The 18,417-nt window shown below is 53.8% G+C and carries 17 protein-coding genes; 2 read left to right on the top strand and 15 right to left on the bottom strand.

The annotated features are described in order from the left end of the window. Nucleotides 1-98 precede the first annotated feature (98 nt). From WMO24_RS11700 to WMO24_RS11630, 15 genes are all read right to left on the bottom strand, one after another. Nucleotides 99-836 carry a hypothetical protein gene (locus WMO24_RS11700; RefSeq protein WP_118427311.1) on the bottom strand — a complete coding sequence of 246 codons (738 nt, stop codon included), beginning with the start codon at nucleotides 834-836 and terminating at the stop codon, nucleotides 99-101. Continuing rightward, a complete protein-coding gene (locus tag WMO24_RS11695; protein WP_349216622.1) occupies nucleotides 836-1,957 on the bottom strand; it encodes a DUF6329 domain-containing protein in 1,122 nt (373 codons plus the stop codon). Before WMO24_RS11695 ends, WMO24_RS11700 begins: the two co-directional genes overlap by 1 nt. Then, nucleotides 1,954-3,153 carry an antirestriction protein ArdA gene (locus WMO24_RS11690; RefSeq protein ID WP_349216621.1) on the bottom strand — a complete coding sequence of 400 codons (1,200 nt, stop codon included), beginning with the start codon at nucleotides 3,151-3,153 and terminating at the stop codon, nucleotides 1,954-1,956. Before WMO24_RS11690 ends, WMO24_RS11695 begins: the two co-directional genes overlap by 4 nt. A gap of 14 nt (nucleotides 3,154-3,167) precedes the next feature. Further along, nucleotides 3,168-3,848 carry a hypothetical protein gene (locus WMO24_RS11685; protein WP_349216620.1) on the bottom strand — a complete coding sequence of 227 codons (681 nt, stop codon included), beginning with the start codon at nucleotides 3,846-3,848 and terminating at the stop codon, nucleotides 3,168-3,170. 71 nt (nucleotides 3,849-3,919) lie between these two features. Further along, nucleotides 3,920-4,609, bottom strand: a complete 690-nt coding sequence (locus tag WMO24_RS11680) for a hypothetical protein (RefSeq protein WP_349216619.1) — start codon at nucleotides 4,607-4,609, stop codon at nucleotides 3,920-3,922. Between the two features lie 533 nt (nucleotides 4,610-5,142). After that, nucleotides 5,143-5,886: an MBL fold metallo-hydrolase gene (locus tag WMO24_RS11675; RefSeq protein ID WP_349216618.1), complete on the bottom strand. Its 744-nt coding sequence runs from the start codon at nucleotides 5,884-5,886 to the stop codon at nucleotides 5,143-5,145. Nucleotides 5,887-5,896: 10 nt separating this feature from the next. Next, complete coding sequence (locus WMO24_RS11670; RefSeq protein ID WP_349216617.1) at nucleotides 5,897-6,715, bottom strand: carbohydrate deacetylase; 819 nt, start codon at nucleotides 6,713-6,715, stop codon at nucleotides 5,897-5,899. A gap of 12 nt (nucleotides 6,716-6,727) precedes the next feature. Next, nucleotides 6,728-7,855: an aldo/keto reductase gene (locus WMO24_RS11665; protein ID WP_349216616.1), complete on the bottom strand. Its 1,128-nt coding sequence runs from the start codon at nucleotides 7,853-7,855 to the stop codon at nucleotides 6,728-6,730. 31 nt (nucleotides 7,856-7,886) lie between these two features. After that, the gene (locus WMO24_RS11660; protein WP_349216615.1) at nucleotides 7,887-8,654 is read right to left on the bottom strand and encodes an alpha/beta hydrolase; all 768 of its coding nucleotides are present in this window, start codon (nucleotides 8,652-8,654) and stop codon (nucleotides 7,887-7,889) included. A 43-nt stretch (nucleotides 8,655-8,697) separates the two neighbouring features. Continuing rightward, the gene (locus WMO24_RS11655; RefSeq protein WP_349216614.1) at nucleotides 8,698-9,825 is read right to left on the bottom strand and encodes a pectin acetylesterase-family hydrolase; all 1,128 of its coding nucleotides are present in this window, start codon (nucleotides 9,823-9,825) and stop codon (nucleotides 8,698-8,700) included. 16 nt (nucleotides 9,826-9,841) lie between these two features. Continuing rightward, nucleotides 9,842-10,699, bottom strand: coding sequence for a Nif3-like dinuclear metal center hexameric protein (locus WMO24_RS11650; protein ID WP_349216613.1), 858 nt, complete (start codon nucleotides 10,697-10,699; stop codon nucleotides 9,842-9,844). A 143-nt stretch (nucleotides 10,700-10,842) separates the two neighbouring features. Next, entirely contained in the window at nucleotides 10,843-12,369 is a 1,527-nt protein-coding gene (locus tag WMO24_RS11645) for an extracellular solute-binding protein (protein ID WP_349216612.1), read from the bottom strand. Nucleotides 12,370-12,423: 54 nt separating this feature from the next. Beyond that, nucleotides 12,424-13,305, bottom strand: a complete 882-nt coding sequence (locus tag WMO24_RS11640) for a carbohydrate ABC transporter permease (RefSeq protein ID WP_349216611.1) — start codon at nucleotides 13,303-13,305, stop codon at nucleotides 12,424-12,426. Between the two features lie 16 nt (nucleotides 13,306-13,321). Further along, nucleotides 13,322-14,257, bottom strand: coding sequence for an ABC transporter permease (locus WMO24_RS11635; RefSeq protein WP_349216610.1), 936 nt, complete (start codon nucleotides 14,255-14,257; stop codon nucleotides 13,322-13,324). A 352-nt stretch (nucleotides 14,258-14,609) separates the two neighbouring features. Beyond that, entirely contained in the window at nucleotides 14,610-15,590 is a 981-nt protein-coding gene (locus WMO24_RS11630) for a LacI family DNA-binding transcriptional regulator (RefSeq protein ID WP_349216609.1), read from the bottom strand. Between the two features lie 111 nt (nucleotides 15,591-15,701). Here WMO24_RS11630 and WMO24_RS11625 point away from each other — a divergent pair, with 111 nt between their 5' ends. Together WMO24_RS11625 and WMO24_RS11620 are read left to right on the top strand one after the other, a co-directional pair. Next, nucleotides 15,702-16,658, top strand: a complete 957-nt coding sequence (locus tag WMO24_RS11625; protein WP_349216608.1) for a nucleoside/nucleotide kinase family protein — start codon at nucleotides 15,702-15,704, stop codon at nucleotides 16,656-16,658. 16 nt (nucleotides 16,659-16,674) lie between these two features. Then, nucleotides 16,675-18,384 (top strand): alpha-amylase family protein, encoded by a 1,710-nt coding sequence (locus tag WMO24_RS11620; protein ID WP_349216607.1) that lies wholly within the window; start codon nucleotides 16,675-16,677, stop codon nucleotides 18,382-18,384. Nucleotides 18,385-18,417: the final 33 nt, after the last annotated feature.

Raw genomic sequence — 18,417 nt, 5'->3', positions numbered from 1 at the left:
ATAGCCAGCGACAGCGGCTCCCAGTGCTGCCAGAGATGCTACTGTGATCATGATTTTCTTCTTCATTTACATTCCTCCCAATCATCGGATCATGTCGTTCAGGTCATTTGCATATCAAATCCCGGCTCCGGGGACTCCATGATCTGTTCCAAGTGCCGCGGGTCTACGATGACCTCGCTTTCATTCCTGCCTGTGAACAGAGCCAGGATGTGTTCCTTCCGAATCTGCGCTTCATACACCGTTCCCTCCTCACCAAAGCGGTGGGCGAACCAGTCCGCCGTTTTCCGGTCCAGTGTCCAGGACAACGCACTGATATTTTTGGCGTTGTAGGGGGTAACGCCCCGATAGACCGTCACCGTATCCTCCAGCGCCTGGTGTGCGGCGCGCTCCTCCTCGTCCATCAGGAACTCCGGAGGGACGGATCGGAACAAGGCCACCAGTTCTCGTTTGCTCACATTGCAGTCCTGATTGGGGCATTCCTCCTGGGTCCAGGCGGTGGATAAGAGCTGTCCCAGATCCTTCTCTGAGAGAGCGGAGGCGGCAAATTTGATAAAAGTCAGATAATAGGGCGGGTTGAGCAGTACGAAGATCTGATGGACATTTTCGGCGCTGTCGATCTGCTCTCCAACCTTTCTGCGCCACCTTGTGCAGTCATCCGAATTGTTGATCAGGTCGACCATGGAGAGGCTCCCATCCTCATTCCGAAGTGCGGAAATCCCAGAAGATGTGAAAGGGTGGCTGACGATCACCGGGGAGAGGGCCGTTTCCTGGATCTGCACATCGAGGAGGGTGTGCGCCACCAGCTTTACGCGGAGCAGATCGGTTTCACGGGGCATTAGGAAAGGCCTCCCATCTCCATCGCCTGGGTTTCCTCAGCGAAGGGGCTGCTGCATCGGCGGATCAGGCCAAACTCGGTTCGCCGGACTCCTTCCTCCGCCATAGTGTCCTCACCCAGCTTCTCAAAATCCATATATCCGTCGATGGTATCAATCAGCTCGTCATCAGCACCGATGCGCCGAAGGACTGCTTGCCCGTATTCGTAAGTGTCCTCCGGAATGCGCTCATAGTCGTCCAGATTCATGGCACAGCGGAGAGCCTCCTGCATAGTCCCCGGCTGCTCCACAGAAAGAACCGACAGATATTTCAGCAGTTCATCATCTTCACACTGCATCCCCTCAATGGCCCAAGCCAATTCGTTTGCATCTGCCACGCAGACCCCTGTGGTGGGAATGTGCTCGTCCATATAGGGAACGGAAAACAACACCTTGGTTACGGCTGCCTCTGCAAAACAATCAATTCCCAGTGTTCTTTTTACTCGCTCCAATTCTTCCTTCGTTGCCGGAAGGCAGACACTCACTTGCGCTTGGGAAGAGGAGAGGTCAAGCTGGATCTTCGATTTTTTCTCTCTGACAAGCTCATCATCCTGCTTGCGGAGCACATAGCCCGCATAGGTATAGGCGCCGCCATGCTCGGCATAGTATTCTGCGCCGATTTTCGCGAAGTCCAGGTAGGGCCAGGCCGCTTCGGGGAATCTGGGGTCACCTTGAATCTGACCGGCAACAGCGACATATCGGCCAAGCGTCACATCCGAGTTTACATTAGGGATGAGAATGTAGTCCGACACCTGTTCCGCCACACGAATCATATCGTTCAGATCATTGATGCTGTTGCCATCCAAGGCGCCGGCATAGATGTTCCGTTCGCGGGAGTCCATTTTGGCAATGATGCTCGAAAGCTGATTCAGCTGTGCAAGCTGCATTCTGGAATCAGGATCGAGTCCGCCGAGGTACGACGGCAGATTAGCGATCACGCTTTTGATCTCGACGATCTCTGTTTTTCCTGCTCTGCTGGCCTCATCAAGCTGGCTGCCCGCTTCTGTCATGGCGTCATGAGAGGCGGGCAAATTGAGCGGGACAATGACAGGACTCCCACTTCGTTTCATGAAAAGTTGGATCATGTCATTCCTCCCATCTGAACCCCCTGTTCCCGCTGGCACTGATCCACCGGATCTTCTGCCATCAGTTCCTCCAGATCTACTGTGCCAACATAGGCGATGTAGCCTCGGTCGGTAAACACGCCCGACTGATAGTCCATGTGCTGCAGGCCATACCGCTCGTAGTCATAAAACTCGTCCAGATTGGGGTCATACTCAAAATGGCCGGATTTCTGGATCATGTATTTCCCGTACTCCGCGGGGGTGTGCGCACCGGGGGCGAATTCAAACAGATCCATGTTTTCCGCCAGACGGCGGATCTGGCTGGCGTTTTCCGGCTTGGCCATGCTTACTGCTGCCCCCAGCTTCTTGCGGTCATGAATCGAAAACTTCTCCACAACCAGCGCCAGCTCATTGAGTTCGTGGATGTTATCGCACTGGAAGTCCAGTGCTACATCCACTTCCTCTGGGAATGAACTGTCAGCTATAAAGAGGCGCATATCCTTTGGGTCAGCAATGCCGGAACGCTGCATGGCGCGCTCAATTTGTCCTTTTGATGCAGGGAGATAGATCCAGGTCACATTCCTGCTGTTCTCCGGCTCCCACCGGGAGGATATCCCGACAGCAGTCATATCGGCCTCATAGTGGTAGCAGGGCAGATGTTTTCCATCATAGAGCTGTGAAAGCTGCATGCCGTTGTCATAGACCACTCCGTAGCGGGTGATAGTCCCCTCATTGTCCTCAATCAACAGGACAGCGGTTTCCACTCCGTCCAGCTGTTCCAGTTCTTCCATGCTGGCACACCCGCCATGGATGTTCATGTAGTGATCACGGCCAACCTCTTTCAAATTTGTGAAGTCCGTGATCACCGTCGCCTGCTGGCAGCAGAAGGTCAGGTTGATGAGATCCTTCATGCTGGTGAGATTCAGCTTTTCAGCCATCGCCTGAAATTGCGAAAACTCGCCCACAGTAAAGCTGTCCAGCCGCTTTGCCAGATAGTCCAACTCATCAAGGTTGACCTTGGTGCATACCAGCCGATTCAGCACAGGCCAGGCACTGTCGAGCGAGTCCAAGCGGCAGTCGGCTTCAGAGGCATCGCCGATCTCCAGTGCCTCCAACAGCGCAACGCAGTGGTCGTATTGATTTCTGGGAATAGGAAGAGGAATCGTCGCAACACCGTATTCCGGGTGGTCGGCGTTGCTCAGAACTGCTTCCATCATCACATTGCATCACCTTACTTTCCTTCAAAATTCAAAATCACATCTCCGTACTTGGCCAGAAGCAGAGCGCAGACAATCAGGTGGAACGCCTCATCTGTGACCAATTCGGGGGATGCGAGATCGGCAAGAGTAATATTGTGGCTGCCGGTGGAGATGGCTTTGGCTGCCTGGTAAACACTGTACAGTTCCGGCTGGATGCCGGAAAGCTGGACGGACTGGAAGTCAAATCCGCGGGCATCAAACTTGCAGATCATCCTGCGCCAGATATCCTCATACGCCGTGAGGAGAAACAGCGCGGCCAGATTACGGCCTGACATTCGATAGCAGCGCGCACGCCAGTGCTGCCAACGCTCCCGATGACTGTCGCTCAGGAAAAATCCAATGGAGCAGCCATTGAAACTTCTCTCTAAGCGGGCCTGAAGCTGCACTCCCGCTTCAGGGAAGAAGCAATCCCTGACAAATTCGTTGAGATCAATCGCACCGGCCACGATCCGTTCATCCAGACAGACGCACTGCTCCAACGGGCAGGGATGATTGCGTCTGAAGTTCATGCAGTATGGGCACTCCATGTCATCTCTGCTATATTGGAAACCGGGAGAGTATCGGCCATGGCCCCTGGGCTTGAAATAGGGCGGGGTCATCATCTGCTGTTCCATCTGGCACAGCGGTGTATCCCGCATGAAGTAGCGTGTCATTGGTGGTGTGCTCCTTTCAGTAAAGCAAAAAAGCGCCGGAGTCTTATTTCTAAAACTCCGGCGCTTGAATATTACATGATCGGTTCCTGGTTGTAGGGTTCCATGGGGTGCTGCTCCTGCTCCCTTATGCGATCCAGGGCATCGGGAGCTGCAATGGCAATCTGCTCCTGAACGCCCCGGATGCACTTTTCCTGCTCGGCAGTCAAATCAAAACCAGCGTCTAAGGTGTCAGAGCAGCACCGGTAGATTTCGATAAGCTGCTCCTGATTGAAGATCTGCTGTTTGGAAATGAGGCCGGCGCGGATGGCGAAGTCCTGCTTGGCACCTACATAGTTTTCCTGAAAGTAATTGCCCTGGTTGAGACCTGTGCGGTCGAAGCTCCAGTCCCATGTGACGAATTGGACGCCAAGCCGGGTGGGATGGGCGGCCAGCACGGCTCCATTGAAGTCAGCCAGCAGACGGTAGTCACCGGTCAGGCTTTGGGCTTGCAGGGGCGGAGCCTGTTCCAGCAGCGTCATGTACTCCCGCACGGTGCAGGCCAGATCGGTGGCTCGCTCACAGGCCCGTTCCCGTTCCGGCGTCGCTACATCCTCCTGCCAGTAGCGAACGCCTCCGTCCGCTGTGATCCGGCAGAGAGGGAGACCTTGCCAGTCCGCTGACAGACAGTCGGTTTCGCCTATGTGGACCGTGTAGCCTTCTTTGCTAAGGCGAAGCGAAAGCTCCGAAAAATATGGGCTCAACGGCTTCATTTGCTGATCCATCCTAAAGACCTCCAGTCGATTGAATATATATTTTGCAAATAAAAAAGGCCGCCACCCAGTGATGGGTGACGGCCACTATGCTCCAAAAAGAAAATCAGTGGTTTGTACTACATTTTGGTACAAACCACATTGTTCACAAAAATTTAACATTTTATTTTTTGAGTAGATCAATATTTATTATCGTTTTGGGCCAAAAAAGAGGCTCAAAACCGGTCAGATTTAGTTCAAGTCCTCACCACACGAGTGAAGGGCGGGAAGATATCTTTTTTTGTGCAGTCAAAACCGGGCACGAAAAAAGCCCGGAAACCGCATGGTTTCGGGCTTTTTCGGTGCGATATCTTTTTTGGTCGCACAATGTGGTTACGGAGGCAGGATTTGAACCAATGACCTTCGAGTTATGAGCTGTCGGATAAAGTTTCAAACACTATATACTATCTGCGCAAAAAAGTATTACCTACTAGGTCACACCTTATTTTAAACTTGCTTCAATTAAATGATATTGAATAAAGCTTTTGTTCGTACATTTGTGATGATCAATACACAACCGCAATTTCCCCGATCGCAAAGCGTTTGCAGGGACCAAAAACCGTGTTCAGAGAATCCCCTTCCGCCTGTTTGCCGCAAAGCAGCTGTGCCGCCTGCAGGAACTGGTCCAAAATCTCCGGGCGGACCGGGACCTGATGATGGGCGGGCCACGTTATGTCATAGCAGGAGCGAAGCCGCTGCAGCCTGGCCATGCTGTTCCTGTACTGTTCCACGCTGGCGGCATAGGGAAGATTCAGCAGCACGTCCGCTTTGCAGCAGGTGTCGCCTGTAAAGAGCCAGCGCCGCTCCCGATCCAGAATGCAAACCGATCCCACGGTGTGGCCCGGTGTATGGATGATCTGGAGCGTGCGCCCGCCCAGGTCGAAGACGTCGCCGTCGTGCATGGCCGCGAGCCTGTCCGTGGGGGCTGGAAAGGAATATTGCGGAAAAAACGTTTGCAGTTCACCGCCGCAATATGCCCGATACACCGGTATGTCCTCTTCGTGAATAAAAGAGCAGTCGAACGCGGAATTGCCCCTGGCGTGATCAAAATGGCCGTGCGTATTCAGGACTTTCAACGGTTTTTGGGTCAGCGACTCCGCCAGATTGCGAAGATCGATCATCCCCATACCCGTATCGATCAGCGCGGCTTCCCGCTCTCCTTCCAGAAGATACATGTACACACAGATCTGGTCGTCGTATTCCTGAATACGCCAGGTGTGATCGTCCAGTGCAAAAACTCGATGTTTCATAGATTTCCCCCTAAAAATCGGTATCGATGCCGTTTCTCTTCCGTTCCGGCGTGCGGGCATCCCGATAACGCAGCAAGGCAATGTCCCGTTCCCGCAGCCGCTGGTTCCAGACAGAGGAAATTGCCGAACGGTATTCCAGTTCTCTCTCCCAAGCCACCACGCCCGGCGGGAACTGTCCATTGAAGAAGGCCATAGTCTCGTCGCTCAAGCGGGCCGGATGCTGAAAATACACGTACTGCGCTCCCTCCACAAAACTGTCCAGCCAGCGCTCCACGTGGTTCTGATAGATCGTTTCCGAAGGGCCGAACGCCGGCATGCCCGCTGGCGGGAAGCAGTAGTAATCCCGCACATACAACAGGCCCTTGTCCGCGGCCCAGGCGCGCAGCTCTCCGGAAAGGCCCGGGATGGACGCGTCCGGTGCCATATGGGCATCCACATAGCAAACCGGCAGACCCAAGGCCGTGAGGCGCTCCAGCTGCGCGTTCAGCTCCAGCAGAATTTCCTCCATGGGCACATGGGCCTGCGCCAGGCCCTGTCGCGTCTGGTAAAACTGTCCCCGTTCGTCCAGAAGCGCGCCGATGTTCTCCTTCGGGGCGCAAGGGGTCCAATGGACGGTGTCCCATTCCGAATTCAAGGTAAAATGCAGGCCCACATCCACATTGCCGCACAGACGCGCCAGCTCCGGGGCGCCCTGCTCCAGAGCAGGTCCCACGGCCATGCAGGATACATTGCGAATCAAGCAGCCTGCGGCCAGAGCCTCCAGGATGGCCGCATTGGCCGCCTGCCCGGAACCGAAGTCATCCGCACGGGTAATCAGTCCGTTTTTCATACCGAATCCTCCTTAAAAATCCAGATTCCGTTCCAGCGCATCCGCCGTCTGTTTCAAATAGTTTCGAATGGACAGATGCTGAGGGCAGTGCGCCTCGCAGGCGCCGCATCCCACACAGTCGGAGGCTTTTCCGTGGGTCTGCGTCAGATTCTCATAATAAGCGCCCACATTGTCCCGCTGTTGCGGACCAAAGCGGCGCAGATTGTTGTACAGAGAAAAATAGTCCGGAATCGCAATATGCTTGGGGCATCCGGCCACGCAATACCGGCACGCCGTGCAGGGAATGGCAATCTTCGTCCGCAGATGCTCCGCCACCTGCAGCAGCGTCTGTTCCTCTTCGCCGGTCAGCGGAGGCTGTTCTTCCACAACGCGAAGATTTTCCTTCATCTGTCGTTCATCGCTCATTCCGGAGAGCACCGTCATCACCTGTTCGCGGCTTGCCGCAAACAAAAGCGCCCAGCCGGCCGCGGACAAATCCGGACGGTGCCGGCGCAAAAGCGCCATCTCTTCTTCAGGCAACGACGCCAGCGTTCCCCCTTTGACGGGCTCCATGACAAGGATCTGCTTTCCGTGGCGGACCGCCGTCTCATAGCACAGCCGCGCCTGAATGTTGGCATCCTCCCAATCCAGATAATTCAGCTGCAGCTGGACGAATTCCATCTCGGGGTGCTCGGTCAGGACCCGGTCCAGCAGATCGGCCCGGTCGTGGAAGGAAAATCCGATGTGCCGAACCTGTCCCTGTTCTTTTTTTTCGCACAAAAATTCAAATGCACCCAGTTGCCCGGCCGTGGCATAACTGGCCGTTCCCACATTGTGCAGCCAGTAATAATCGATGCAATCCAGCCCCAGCCGCTCCAGCTGCTGCCGAAAGATGGGCTCCATCTGCGCCTCGCTTTGAAGCAGATACAGCGGGAGCTTATCCGTAATGGTATAGCTGCCGCGCGGATGGCGTTTGACGACCGCCTCCCGAAAAACGACCTCACTCAATCCGTCGTGGTAGGGGTAGGCGGTGTCGAAATAGCCGAAGCCCCGTTCCAAAAACAGATCCGCCATGCGGCATACCGCCTGCCGGTCAATGCTCTTCGGATCGTCTGCGTTCAGCAGCGGCAGACGCATCAACCCAAAGCCCAGTTTTTTCATATTCTTCCTCCCGGTTCAAGGCGTCGGGCCGTCACTCCCGCAGCATGAAATCGATCGCCGCGGGCAGCAACGTGTTCCAGTACAGAGGATCGTGGGTTCCCGCGCCCCACTGCGTGGTCACCGGAATGCCTTCCCGCTTCATCTCCTCTGCGAACTCGCGGTCCATCTCATAGGTGAGCGGGTCCTGTTCACCGCAGCAAAGGAAGATGTCCGGCAGCGTCCGGCCCGCTTCTCTGGCCTTTTTCAAATTGTTGGCCGGATGGTAGTGCGCCCGGTAGTAATCTTCGCTTTTGAAATACCGGTCCAGCTGCGCCTTTGTAAACCCACTTTCCAGCAGATTGGGTCTGTATGGATTGGTGGCCGGAGAAAGGGCCAGAATCTTGCTGAACGTATCCATGTGACGGCTGCCCAGCATCAAACTGCCGAACCCGCCCATGGAGATGCCGCCGATGTAAGTATCTTCCCGCCTGCGGGACAGTGGGAACAGCTTGCGGGTAACCTCCACCAGTTCTTGCGACACAAATTGTTCGTAGAACGTGTTGATGTCCTCCTGATCGGTGTAAAAGGAATTTTCCCCGTCCGGAATGACCACAGCAAACCCCTTGGCAAACACGCGTTCGGCCAGAATGGTACTGGAGACAATGCTCTGTGCATTGGCGCTGTAACCGGGAAGAAAATACAGCGTCTTGAACGGCTCTCGAAATCCCCACATGGGGGCAATGTCAAAGGGCAAAAACACTTGGATGGTCACGTGACGCGCCATTTTCTGCGAAAAAAAGCTCATAGAAATATCCGCCATTGATCGTTCTCCCTTTCATAATTGGTTTGTGTCAAAACGCCCGTCAGCGGGGCAAAAGCCTGCACCCGACACTGTAAAGGCGTCCGTTTACGGCGTCGTTCAGCCACTGCATGGGAGACACGCCTTCCACGCGTCCCTCGATGAAGGTGCTGGCCGCCAGAGTCATGTGCTGCGTCAGGCCGTCAGGTTGCTTGAAGGGATGGATGTAAAATCCGAAGGGAACCCCCAGCGCCCGCAGTTGCTCCACCTGACGAGTCAGCGCCCTTCCCATGCGCTCGGCGCCCTCCGGGGTATAGGCCTGCACCCCTGTGTCAAAATAGTTTTGAAAGCTGGTCAGAGCAACATCACCCACGCCGCAGCAGAACAGATACCGTGCTCTGTCTCCCAGCCGACCGGCCAGCTGCCGGTAAAAATCCACCAGGATGTTGTTCGTCCGGACGCCTTGGGCAATATGCTCCGGCGCGTTCCACACTTCGCGGACAATCTGGGGCCAGCGATCCGATAAGAGCAGCGCGCTGTCGGAACAGATGGTGATCTCCGCACAATCGGGGTAGGCTTCCACAATGTCCCCGGCCACGGCCGGAACCGCAAAGGCGCCGGCGCTCTCACCGGCAATCAGCAGCTTGTCCGGATGGGGGAACCACTCCCGTATGCGTGCAAGACACGCTTTAAAATTGACATAACCGCAGTGGTGCAGCACCTGCGGCCGGCCATCTTCGTCGGTGTAGGGAAAGTCGTTTTGTCCCACGTGAAAATCACCGGTGCCGTAATTGACCATGGCAATGTTCCAATCCGCAAACACGTTGTCCTCCCGCAGGGTAAAAATCCCCTGATTGTCGGGGTTGCGAAAGAACCAGCGCTCGTTGCCCGGCTGCACTTCATCGGTATAAAAGCCGGCTTTTCCCTGTAAAATTCGTTTCAACGTGCCGGGGCCGCGGGCCGTCTCCTCGTTGAAGGACAGACCTCCGCCGATCATGAAGACCAGCAGCTTGCGGGACCGCCCCTTTTTCAAATACATAAAATAGGGGTATCCGCCGCCGCACCGGCAGCTGTCCAGCCGTTGTTTGTACCACACCATGGGCCTGGGCTCGCCGCCGGCCAGATCCTGCAGCGCCGGGTGCTTTTCCATCTCGTCCAGAATCGCTTTGTATTGTTGCTCCCACGCTTCCAATTGATTTGCCTCCTCGTTATCCGTATCGAAAGATGTCCCCGGTGGGCACATACGTCACGGACACGGTGCCGTCCGTCAAATCCGGCAGCCAATCCGCCATAAAACGCATTCCCAGCTCCTCCAGGTTGAAGTGTCCGATGTTCATGCAGGCTTTGTTTTTCCCGAGCGCCGCCGCATCGCGAATGTAAGAGAGAATGTCCCATTCGATGATTTCACCGGGAATCAGCACTTCGATGCCATTCTCCTTCTCCATCTCCCCTATCAGAAGCGTTGCGTAGTCCGCGTAGACATCGCCCGGCGGCGAGGGACAAAAGCCGCCCGGATACAAATGTGCGCACAGCGCCACGCGGCTCACCATAGCATCCGGATTTCCGATGTACCGCAGGCCGTTCAAATGCAGTTTCTCCATCAAAAAGCGGCGTAGTTCCGCCACGGTGGTCGGCAGCAAATCGCAGGGATAGCAAAAGGGAACCTTGGTGGTCTCGGGATGATAATACGTTTCCCAGCCCAGATATTTCAGCACACCCGTAAAGATTCCGTCCGGTCGATGGGCATGCAGATGATCGTGATCGCGCCAGACCGTGATGCCCGTCTGGCGTAAAAGGGCCCGTTTTTCTTCGTATACCCGGTTTTCAAAAGGGCCGCGCCACTGGGGAAAATCCGGCGTCATGTAGTAGATCGGCTCATGAACAACGAGCAGATTGGCACCCAGCGCCGCCGCTTTGCGTATCACTTCTACCGTGGGTACCAGCGCACATACAACGCCGGTGCATTCCGCGTCCGGATCTCCGCTTTTGTAGCCGTCACAGCCCTGGTAATCGGGCATGGCCGGATGGTATTGCAAAATTCGTTCAATAATTTCTCTGTTTTTCATAGGACGCTCCTTTGCGATCGGATCCCATGCGGGTACTATTTATTGTATGTAATTTTGTCCGCCGCAACAAGTGATTCATCGTTTTTGAAAAACGGCCCCGGCAATGCCGGGGCTGTTTTCTTCGGGTGGTCCGTGCCGCTGCGTTATTGCGCCGCTCTCCAGGCGTCGTACTGCGCCTGTTTTTCGGCGATAATTTCGTCGATGCCCGCATCTTTCAAGGCCTGGTTGAACGCGGGGATGGTGGTCTCCGGGTCCACACTGCCGCAGTCAAGGCCGGAGTAATACTGCATGATTACATTGTTCACAGCCGCGTACTGGGCGGTGACGTTGCTGGGATCAAACACGAAGCCGAAGGAACGGGAATGTGCGGCATTGTAGTTGTTTTCCACACCGAACTCAACGCTTTCCTGGGATGTCCCGACCGCCGGATATTCCAATCCGCTATACATATTTCCGTAGTTCATATAACCGCCGGGATAGGGGACGGAAGCGGAATCAAAGCCCTCGGGCGGCTGGACCGTGCCGTCCGGATTCACCACATAGTCGCGGCCCTCGATGCCCCATTGAATCAAGTTGGCAATATCCGCATCGCAATAGGTCAGATTCAAGAACTTCAGCGCCGCCTCGGGATGTTCGCTGGTGGACGCCACGCAAAGCGGCTGATTGGTCACGTTATTGGTGCTGAGAACCGCCTCTCCCAGGGCTTTGCCCTCCAGCGGCTGACCGGTCTGGTTGGATCCGTTGGTGGCCACATAATCCGGATGTCCGCCCTGGCCGGTGATATTGGCGAATCCGTTTCCGGCTGCCAGCAAATCAATGTTCGTACCCGTATAGGTGACAAGGTCCTGCATGATGTACCCTTTTTGATACCAATCGCGCACCAGCGCCATCTGCTCGGCATATTCCTCGGTCTCAAACAGGTTCACAACCGTGTCGCTGTCGCCCATGAGCACGCCGGCGGGCATGAGCGGATTATCCCCCATGGCATCCACACCGGGAATGGCGTACGTCATGCCGGTCCAACCGCCCCAGCCCAGGTTTCCGCCGATCAGAGGATACATCTCGGGGTGAGCTTCCTTCACCTTGGCGAACACGTCGCTCAGATCTTCCACCGAATTGACATCGTCCAGACTGATGCCCAGCTCATCCGCAATGTCGCTGCGCCAGGTCAGATTGATGTACAGGGCGCTGGGCAACCAAATGGGAAGCGCGTAGATGCGTCCGTCCTGCGATACACAGCTCCACCAATCCTCAGGGATCAGCTCTTTCACATCCGGGCAGTTTTCGTCCAGCAAATCGGTAATGTCATAGCACATATCACTGGACAGAATCGACTGAAAATTCTGCACCGCGCAAAATGCATCGATCTGGCCGCCGCTCTGCAATTCCATTGACACCTTGTTAAAGTATTCGGCCATCGGATACACCTGATAGTCCACTTTTACACCAATCTTATCCACGGTGATCTCGTTGATCGCATCTTCTACGGCCTGCAATCCCTCCTCGGTGGGGGGAGAGTTGATGGTCCAGGTAGCAAACACGATCTCCTCCACCTCACCGGCTGAGGCTCCGGATCCCGACGCGCTGGTGGAACTGCTTGCCGTGCCGCTGCAGGCCGTCAGGGCCATGGTGACGCACACAAGCAATCCGATGAGTTTCTTCATTTTCATCTTTTCTCCTCTTTTCTTTATGATACTGTATCGTTCGCACCGCAAAGGTGCGTTTCAACCCTTTACCGCGCCCACTACGACGCCGCGGATCAAATACTTTTGCACAAACGGGAAGATGACCAAAATCGGCAGCATGCCGATGACGGCCAGCGCCATGCGCACCGACGAACTGGGCAATTCCACGGTGATTGCCACCCCGCTGGTGGCCGCCGTACTTTTCAGTGCCTGAATGTTGTTCATGATGCGGATCAAAAAGTTCTGAATGCCGAACAGGCTCGTATCGTTGATAAAGTAAAGGCCGTTGATCCAGTCGTTCCAGTACGTGAGCCCCGTGAACAGACTGATGGTTGCCACCGTGGGCACCGCCAGGGGAAGCATGATCTTGAAAAAAATGGTGCCCTCGCCCGCGCCATCCAGCTGAGCCGACTCAATCAGGGATTCCGGGATGTTGTTCTGATAATAATTCCGCACCAAAATCACATTGAAAGCCGTCACCAGATAATTGGGCAGAATCAGCGCCAGCAGGGTGTCTTTGATATGAAAGAAGCGCGTCCACATGATATAGGATGCCACAACGCCGCCGTTGAACAGCATGGTAAAAAACACAAAAAAGGCGAGAATGTTGCGGTACTTGAAGCTTTTGCGGGACATGGGATAGGCCAGCATGGTGGTGATAAACACGCTGGCCACCGTGCTGATCACCGTGACCAAAATCGAAATGCCGTAGGCGCGGAAGATGGTGCCGCCCTGTCGGATCATGTAAACGTAAGAATCCAGGCTCCAGTTTTTGGGAAACAGGGTATACCCGCTGGACAAAATTTCTTTTTCATCGGTGAAGGAGGCCAGCACCAGAAGCAGGATGGGGATCAGGGTTGCGATCACCAACACCAGGGTAATGGCGGTCGACACGCGGACCGCTCGTTTCTGTTCTGTCATTTTCCGTTCCTCCTACTCAAAACAGTGCGTTTTCCGAATCCAGCTTGCGGACCAGAGCGTTGGCGCCCAGCACCAGTACAAAGCCCACCACGGATTGGAACAGAGCAGCTGCGGCCGCCATGCCCACGTTGTTCGAAGTCATCAGCGCGCGATATACGTATGTATCGATGGTCTGCGTCACGGAGAACAGCGCTCCCGCGTTTTGGGGAACCTGGTAAAACAAGCCGAAGTCGGAATAAAAAATACGTCCCACCATCATCAGTGTAGTGATAATGATCGTCGGTTTCAGCAAGGGCAGCGTGATGTACCAAATCTGTTTCAACTTGCCCGCGCCGTCCAACTGAGCGGACTCATAAATCTCCTTGCTGATTCCCGCAATGCCGGCCATGTAGATGATGGATGTGTAACCGGTGTTTTTCCACAGAAATACCAAAAGTAAAATAAACGGCCAATATTCCGGAGTGGAATACCAGGAGATCGGGTCCAGGCCCAGCGCCGGCAGAACGGTTTTGTCCAAGAAGCCGTTGTCGGCATTGAAGAAAGCATAGCCCACAATGCCGATAATGACCCACGACAAAAGATTCGGCAACAGCAGAGAAGCCTGAAAGAACTTGGTTCGCAGGCGTTCGCCCATCTCACTGAGCAGAATTGCCACAAAAATGGAAAAAATGGTGCCGATCACAATGAAAGCCGCGTTGTATAAAAGCGTGTTGCGCGTCATGATAAACGCATCTTTTGTGCGAAACAGAAACTCAAAATTTTGAAAGCCGCACCAATCGCTGCCGAACACGCCTTTCATATAGTTGAAATCTTTGAATGCAAGAAAAACGCCCAACATGGGAATATAGTTGTTGATCAGCAGATAAAGAATGCCCGGCGCGGCGATCAGCAGCAGACTCAAGGTCTGTTTGCGACGGCCTTTCCGTTTTGAAATAACCCTTGTTCTCTCCATGGCTTCAAACTCCTTCTTTGCATCGGTTGTCTTGCTGTTTTGTCTCTGTTTCATGAAGCACTACTAAAAGCATAATCGATCAAAAAGAATATGTCAATCGATTAACATTTTTTAGCAATAGAATTTCGCCTTGCATTTTTGTGTATTTTTGATAAATATTATTCTTTTTTGAGATTTAAAATGTGGTCATTTTAAGATGTCCCAAAAGCAACCCGGCATACAGCGCGGATAGATACACCAATTTTTCTTTGTGTAAACTCACTATGAATGGCCAAAAGAAATTTACATTCAAAATTTATGTTAATCGATTGACATTTTTAAGATTATGGATTAGCCTTATATGTAGAAACTTTCAGGTGGTTTCGCGCACCACCAGTTCCACCGGGAAGGTCACGTTGTTCGGAACGGTTTCTCCTTTTGCCGCGTGTACGATCTGTTCCACCGCGCACTTACAGATCGCCTCCACGGGCTGCCGAATGGTGGTCAGCTGTGGGACACACAGGGAAGCCAGGTCGATGTCGTCGTATCCGACCACCTTCAGCTCTTTCGGCACGGAGATGCCCGCGCCGGCACAATACTGCAAGATCTGCGCGGCGATGATATCGTTGGACGCAAAAATCCCGTCCACACCCGGATGCTTTTCAAACAGCTCATGAATCAAATTCTGATATTTCATGGTGATAAACTGCTGTTCACTTGCATCCACCATGAGGGGCGTTTTGGCATTTTGCTCTCGGCACACATCGCAAAAACCGATGTAGCGCTTGTTGGCGTCCATCTTGATGTTTGCGCTGCCGCTGATATAGGCAAGATTTTTGCACCCTCGTTCCAACAGGTGCCGGGCGGCCAGACGTCCGCCGTTGTAGTTGTCCGCGCACACGGAGGGAATTTCTTCCGAGACCGTGCGATCGATGGTGACCAGAGGCTGTGTCACGGAGATATGTTTTTCCAAATTCTGCGTATGGCTGGCAAGAATCACGCCCGCCACCTTGTTGCCCTTGAGCATATTAAAATACTCTTTTTCCTTGCGCAGTTCCAGGTCTGAAATGCAAAGCAGCAGTTTATATCCGCTCCGGCTTGCATACCGCTCCACGTGCTCAACCACCATACTGAAAAAAAAGTTGCGCGCGGAAGGGACGATCAAACCGATGATATTGCTCTTCTGTTTGATCAGAGATTGGGCAATTTCATTCGGCTGATAATCCAAATCCTGCATGGCCTGCTCAATTTTCGCCCGTGTTTTAGGGCTGACATTGGCGCGGTTGTTCAGCATGCGCGAGATTGTTGTCACGGTCACACCCGCCAGCTGTGCTACGTCTTTCAAGGTTGCCATGGATGCGTTTCCTCCCGTCTTGCTTATATCCGCTATTATTGCATAGCTCTGGTGGGAAGTCAAACGCACTGCTTTAAAATCCCAATCATAAACAAAAGAGGAGACATGAACATGGAACACACATTGTCAAACCGCCTGCACGCTCTGCTGGGACAGGGTACTCCGCTTGTTCCGCAGCACATTCCACCGGAAATCCCTCACGGGGACATGCCGGGCGATAAGATTGTGATCGACGAAGGGCACATTCAAAAAGCCAACACACTGTTCCCGCCGCTGATCTCTTTGCTGGCCAATACGTTGGAGCAAAAAAAATATCCCCGCTGTGTAATCGGCGTTTGCGGCGGATCGGGCGTGGGAAAATCGGAAACAGCCTCTCTTTTGGGCTGGTATCTGCGGCAACTGGACGTGCCGTGTTACATTCTCTCGGGGGACAACTATCCCTATCGCATTCCCAGGCACAACGATGCGGAACGAATGCGTGTCTTTCGTGACAGCGGCATCAAAGGACTGTTTGCCCACGGGGTGTACACCGATGAAATCGGCGTTATTCTGCACCAGATGATGCTGCAGGACCAAGATGCAGATCCGCGCCTGTGCGAAGTTCATCCTTGGCTCTCTGTTTACCAAGCGGCCGGCCGAAATGGATTGAAGGGGTATCTTGGCACGCCCAATGAAATTGATTTTTCACGTGTTACCGATATTATTGCACAATTTCAAAATGGAGCTCAAGCCATTATGCTCAAGCGTATGGGGCGTGAAGAGGCGCAGTTGTGGTACGACCTGGTCGATTTCAGCGATACATCCGTTTTGATCATCGAATGGACACACAGCAACAGCGACTTTTTAAGCGGAGTGGATCTTCCCATTTTGCTCAACAGTACGCCGCAGGAAACGCTGGCCCATCGCCGGCAGCGCAATCGCGACGGGAAAACCGACAGTCCGTTCACCACCATGGTGCTGGAAATCGAGCAAGCTCTTTTGACCGCCCAGGCCCGCAAAGCGAAACTGATTCTCTCAAAGAGCGGCCGGCTGCTGTCCTACGAGGAATTCTGCAGCATTATGAAATAATTGTGGGGGTGAAACTATGAAACATGGATGGACAATGTCCGCCGGGCCCATGCTGAACGCTTATCCGGACAGCATCGGCGGCACCTTAAGCGAAATCGTCGCGCTGTTGCATCGGCCGGAATTCGCGCACGCTTTTCAGGCATTCTACATTTTGCCCAGCGTGTTCAACACAGATTTGGATCGAGGGTTTTCCGTCATTGATTATGGCCTGAATAAATGCTATGCGCGCCGGGAAGATTTGACCGCGCTGCACAAATTGGGCATTTCCCTGAAATTTGATCTGATTTTAAACCACGCTTCCGTGCTCTCCCCGCAATTTCAGGATCTTTTGAAAAAAGGAGAAACATCCCGATACAAAGACTTTTTTATCAATTGGAACGCTTTTTGGGAAGGGCACGGCGCCATGACGCCGGAAGGATACATCCAACCGGACCCCTCTCTGATCGAGCACATGTTCTTCCGAAAGCCGGGCCTGCCCATTCTGATGGTCCGCATGCCCGACGGCAAGGAAATTCCTTACTGGAACACTTTTTATCAAGAGGTCCAGTACCCTGCAGTCGATGCGCTGGAACTGGTCCGTGCGCTTTCGATCCAGTATTTGGCGGCAGAGCGGATCGCCTCACTGGTCAACGATGCACTTGCACGCGGAGAAAAGCCGCGTGAAATAGAGTTCGGCGCTCTGGAAGAATATCGGGAAGATGTCGTGGATTACCTGGAAGCACACCGGCGTTATCTCGGTCAAATGGATCTCAACATTGATTCCCCTCTGGTGTGGGAATTCTACGATGAGACACTGCATCAGCTGGCAGAATACGGCGCGCAGCTGATCCGCCTGGATGCTTTTGCCTACGCTTCCAAGAAACCGGGTGCGCGCAACTTTCTAAACGAACCGGAAACCTGGCAGATTTTGCAGCGCGTCCGCTCCATCGCCCAAAAATACGATCTTGAGCTTCTGCCGGAAATTCACTCCTCGTACGCGGACAAAACGCACGAGGCGTTGTGCGCCTCCGGTTGTATGACCTATGACTTTTTCCTGCCCGGCTTGCTGCTGGATGCATTCGAGCATCATACCTGTGAATATCTGCTGCGTTGGATCCGGGACATTCAATCCAAAGGGCTTCGGGTGGTCAACATGCTGGGCTGCCACGACGGCATTCCCTTGCTGGACTTGAAAGGCCTCTTGCCCGAAGCCCGCATTCAGGAGATGATCGATCTTCTCCAGCAACGCGGCGGCCTTGTCAAGGATCTTCACGGCGCAAAAAACATTTACTATCAGGTAAACTGCACCTATTACAGTGCCTTGGGGGAATCGGATCAAAAAATGCTGCTGGCACGGGCCATTCAGCTGTTTATGCCGGGCAAACCGCAGGTGTGGTATCTGGATCTGTTCGCGGGCAAAAACGATCTGGAAGCCGTGCGCCGGGCCGGCGGCAGCGGACACAAAGAGATAAACCGAAGCAATCTTTCTTTTGAACAAGCCGTTTCCCTGCTCTCGCATGATGTCGTCTGCCAACAGCTTTCTTTGCTGCAGTTCCGCAATACGTTTCCCGCTTTTTCCTGGGAAAGTCAGATCACGGCCGTCAGCACAGCGCCGCACAAACTTTTTATACGCTGGTTTCATCAAGGTCATTCCGCTTCCCTCTCTGCCGACTTGAACACGTACTCATTCTGCATAAAAAAATGCTTTCCCGGCGAGAATGAAGTTACCGTTTTCAACTTGGAATAACGATTCTCTGTCATGCAAAAGGCGCACATTGCA

Origin of the sequence: Ruthenibacterium intestinale (genome assembly GCF_040096265.1) — a bacterium.
GTDB classification, from domain to species: Bacteria; Bacillota; Clostridia; order Oscillospirales; family Ruminococcaceae; genus Ruthenibacterium; species Ruthenibacterium komagatae.
This window is presented reverse-complemented; position numbering and strand designations above follow the sequence as displayed.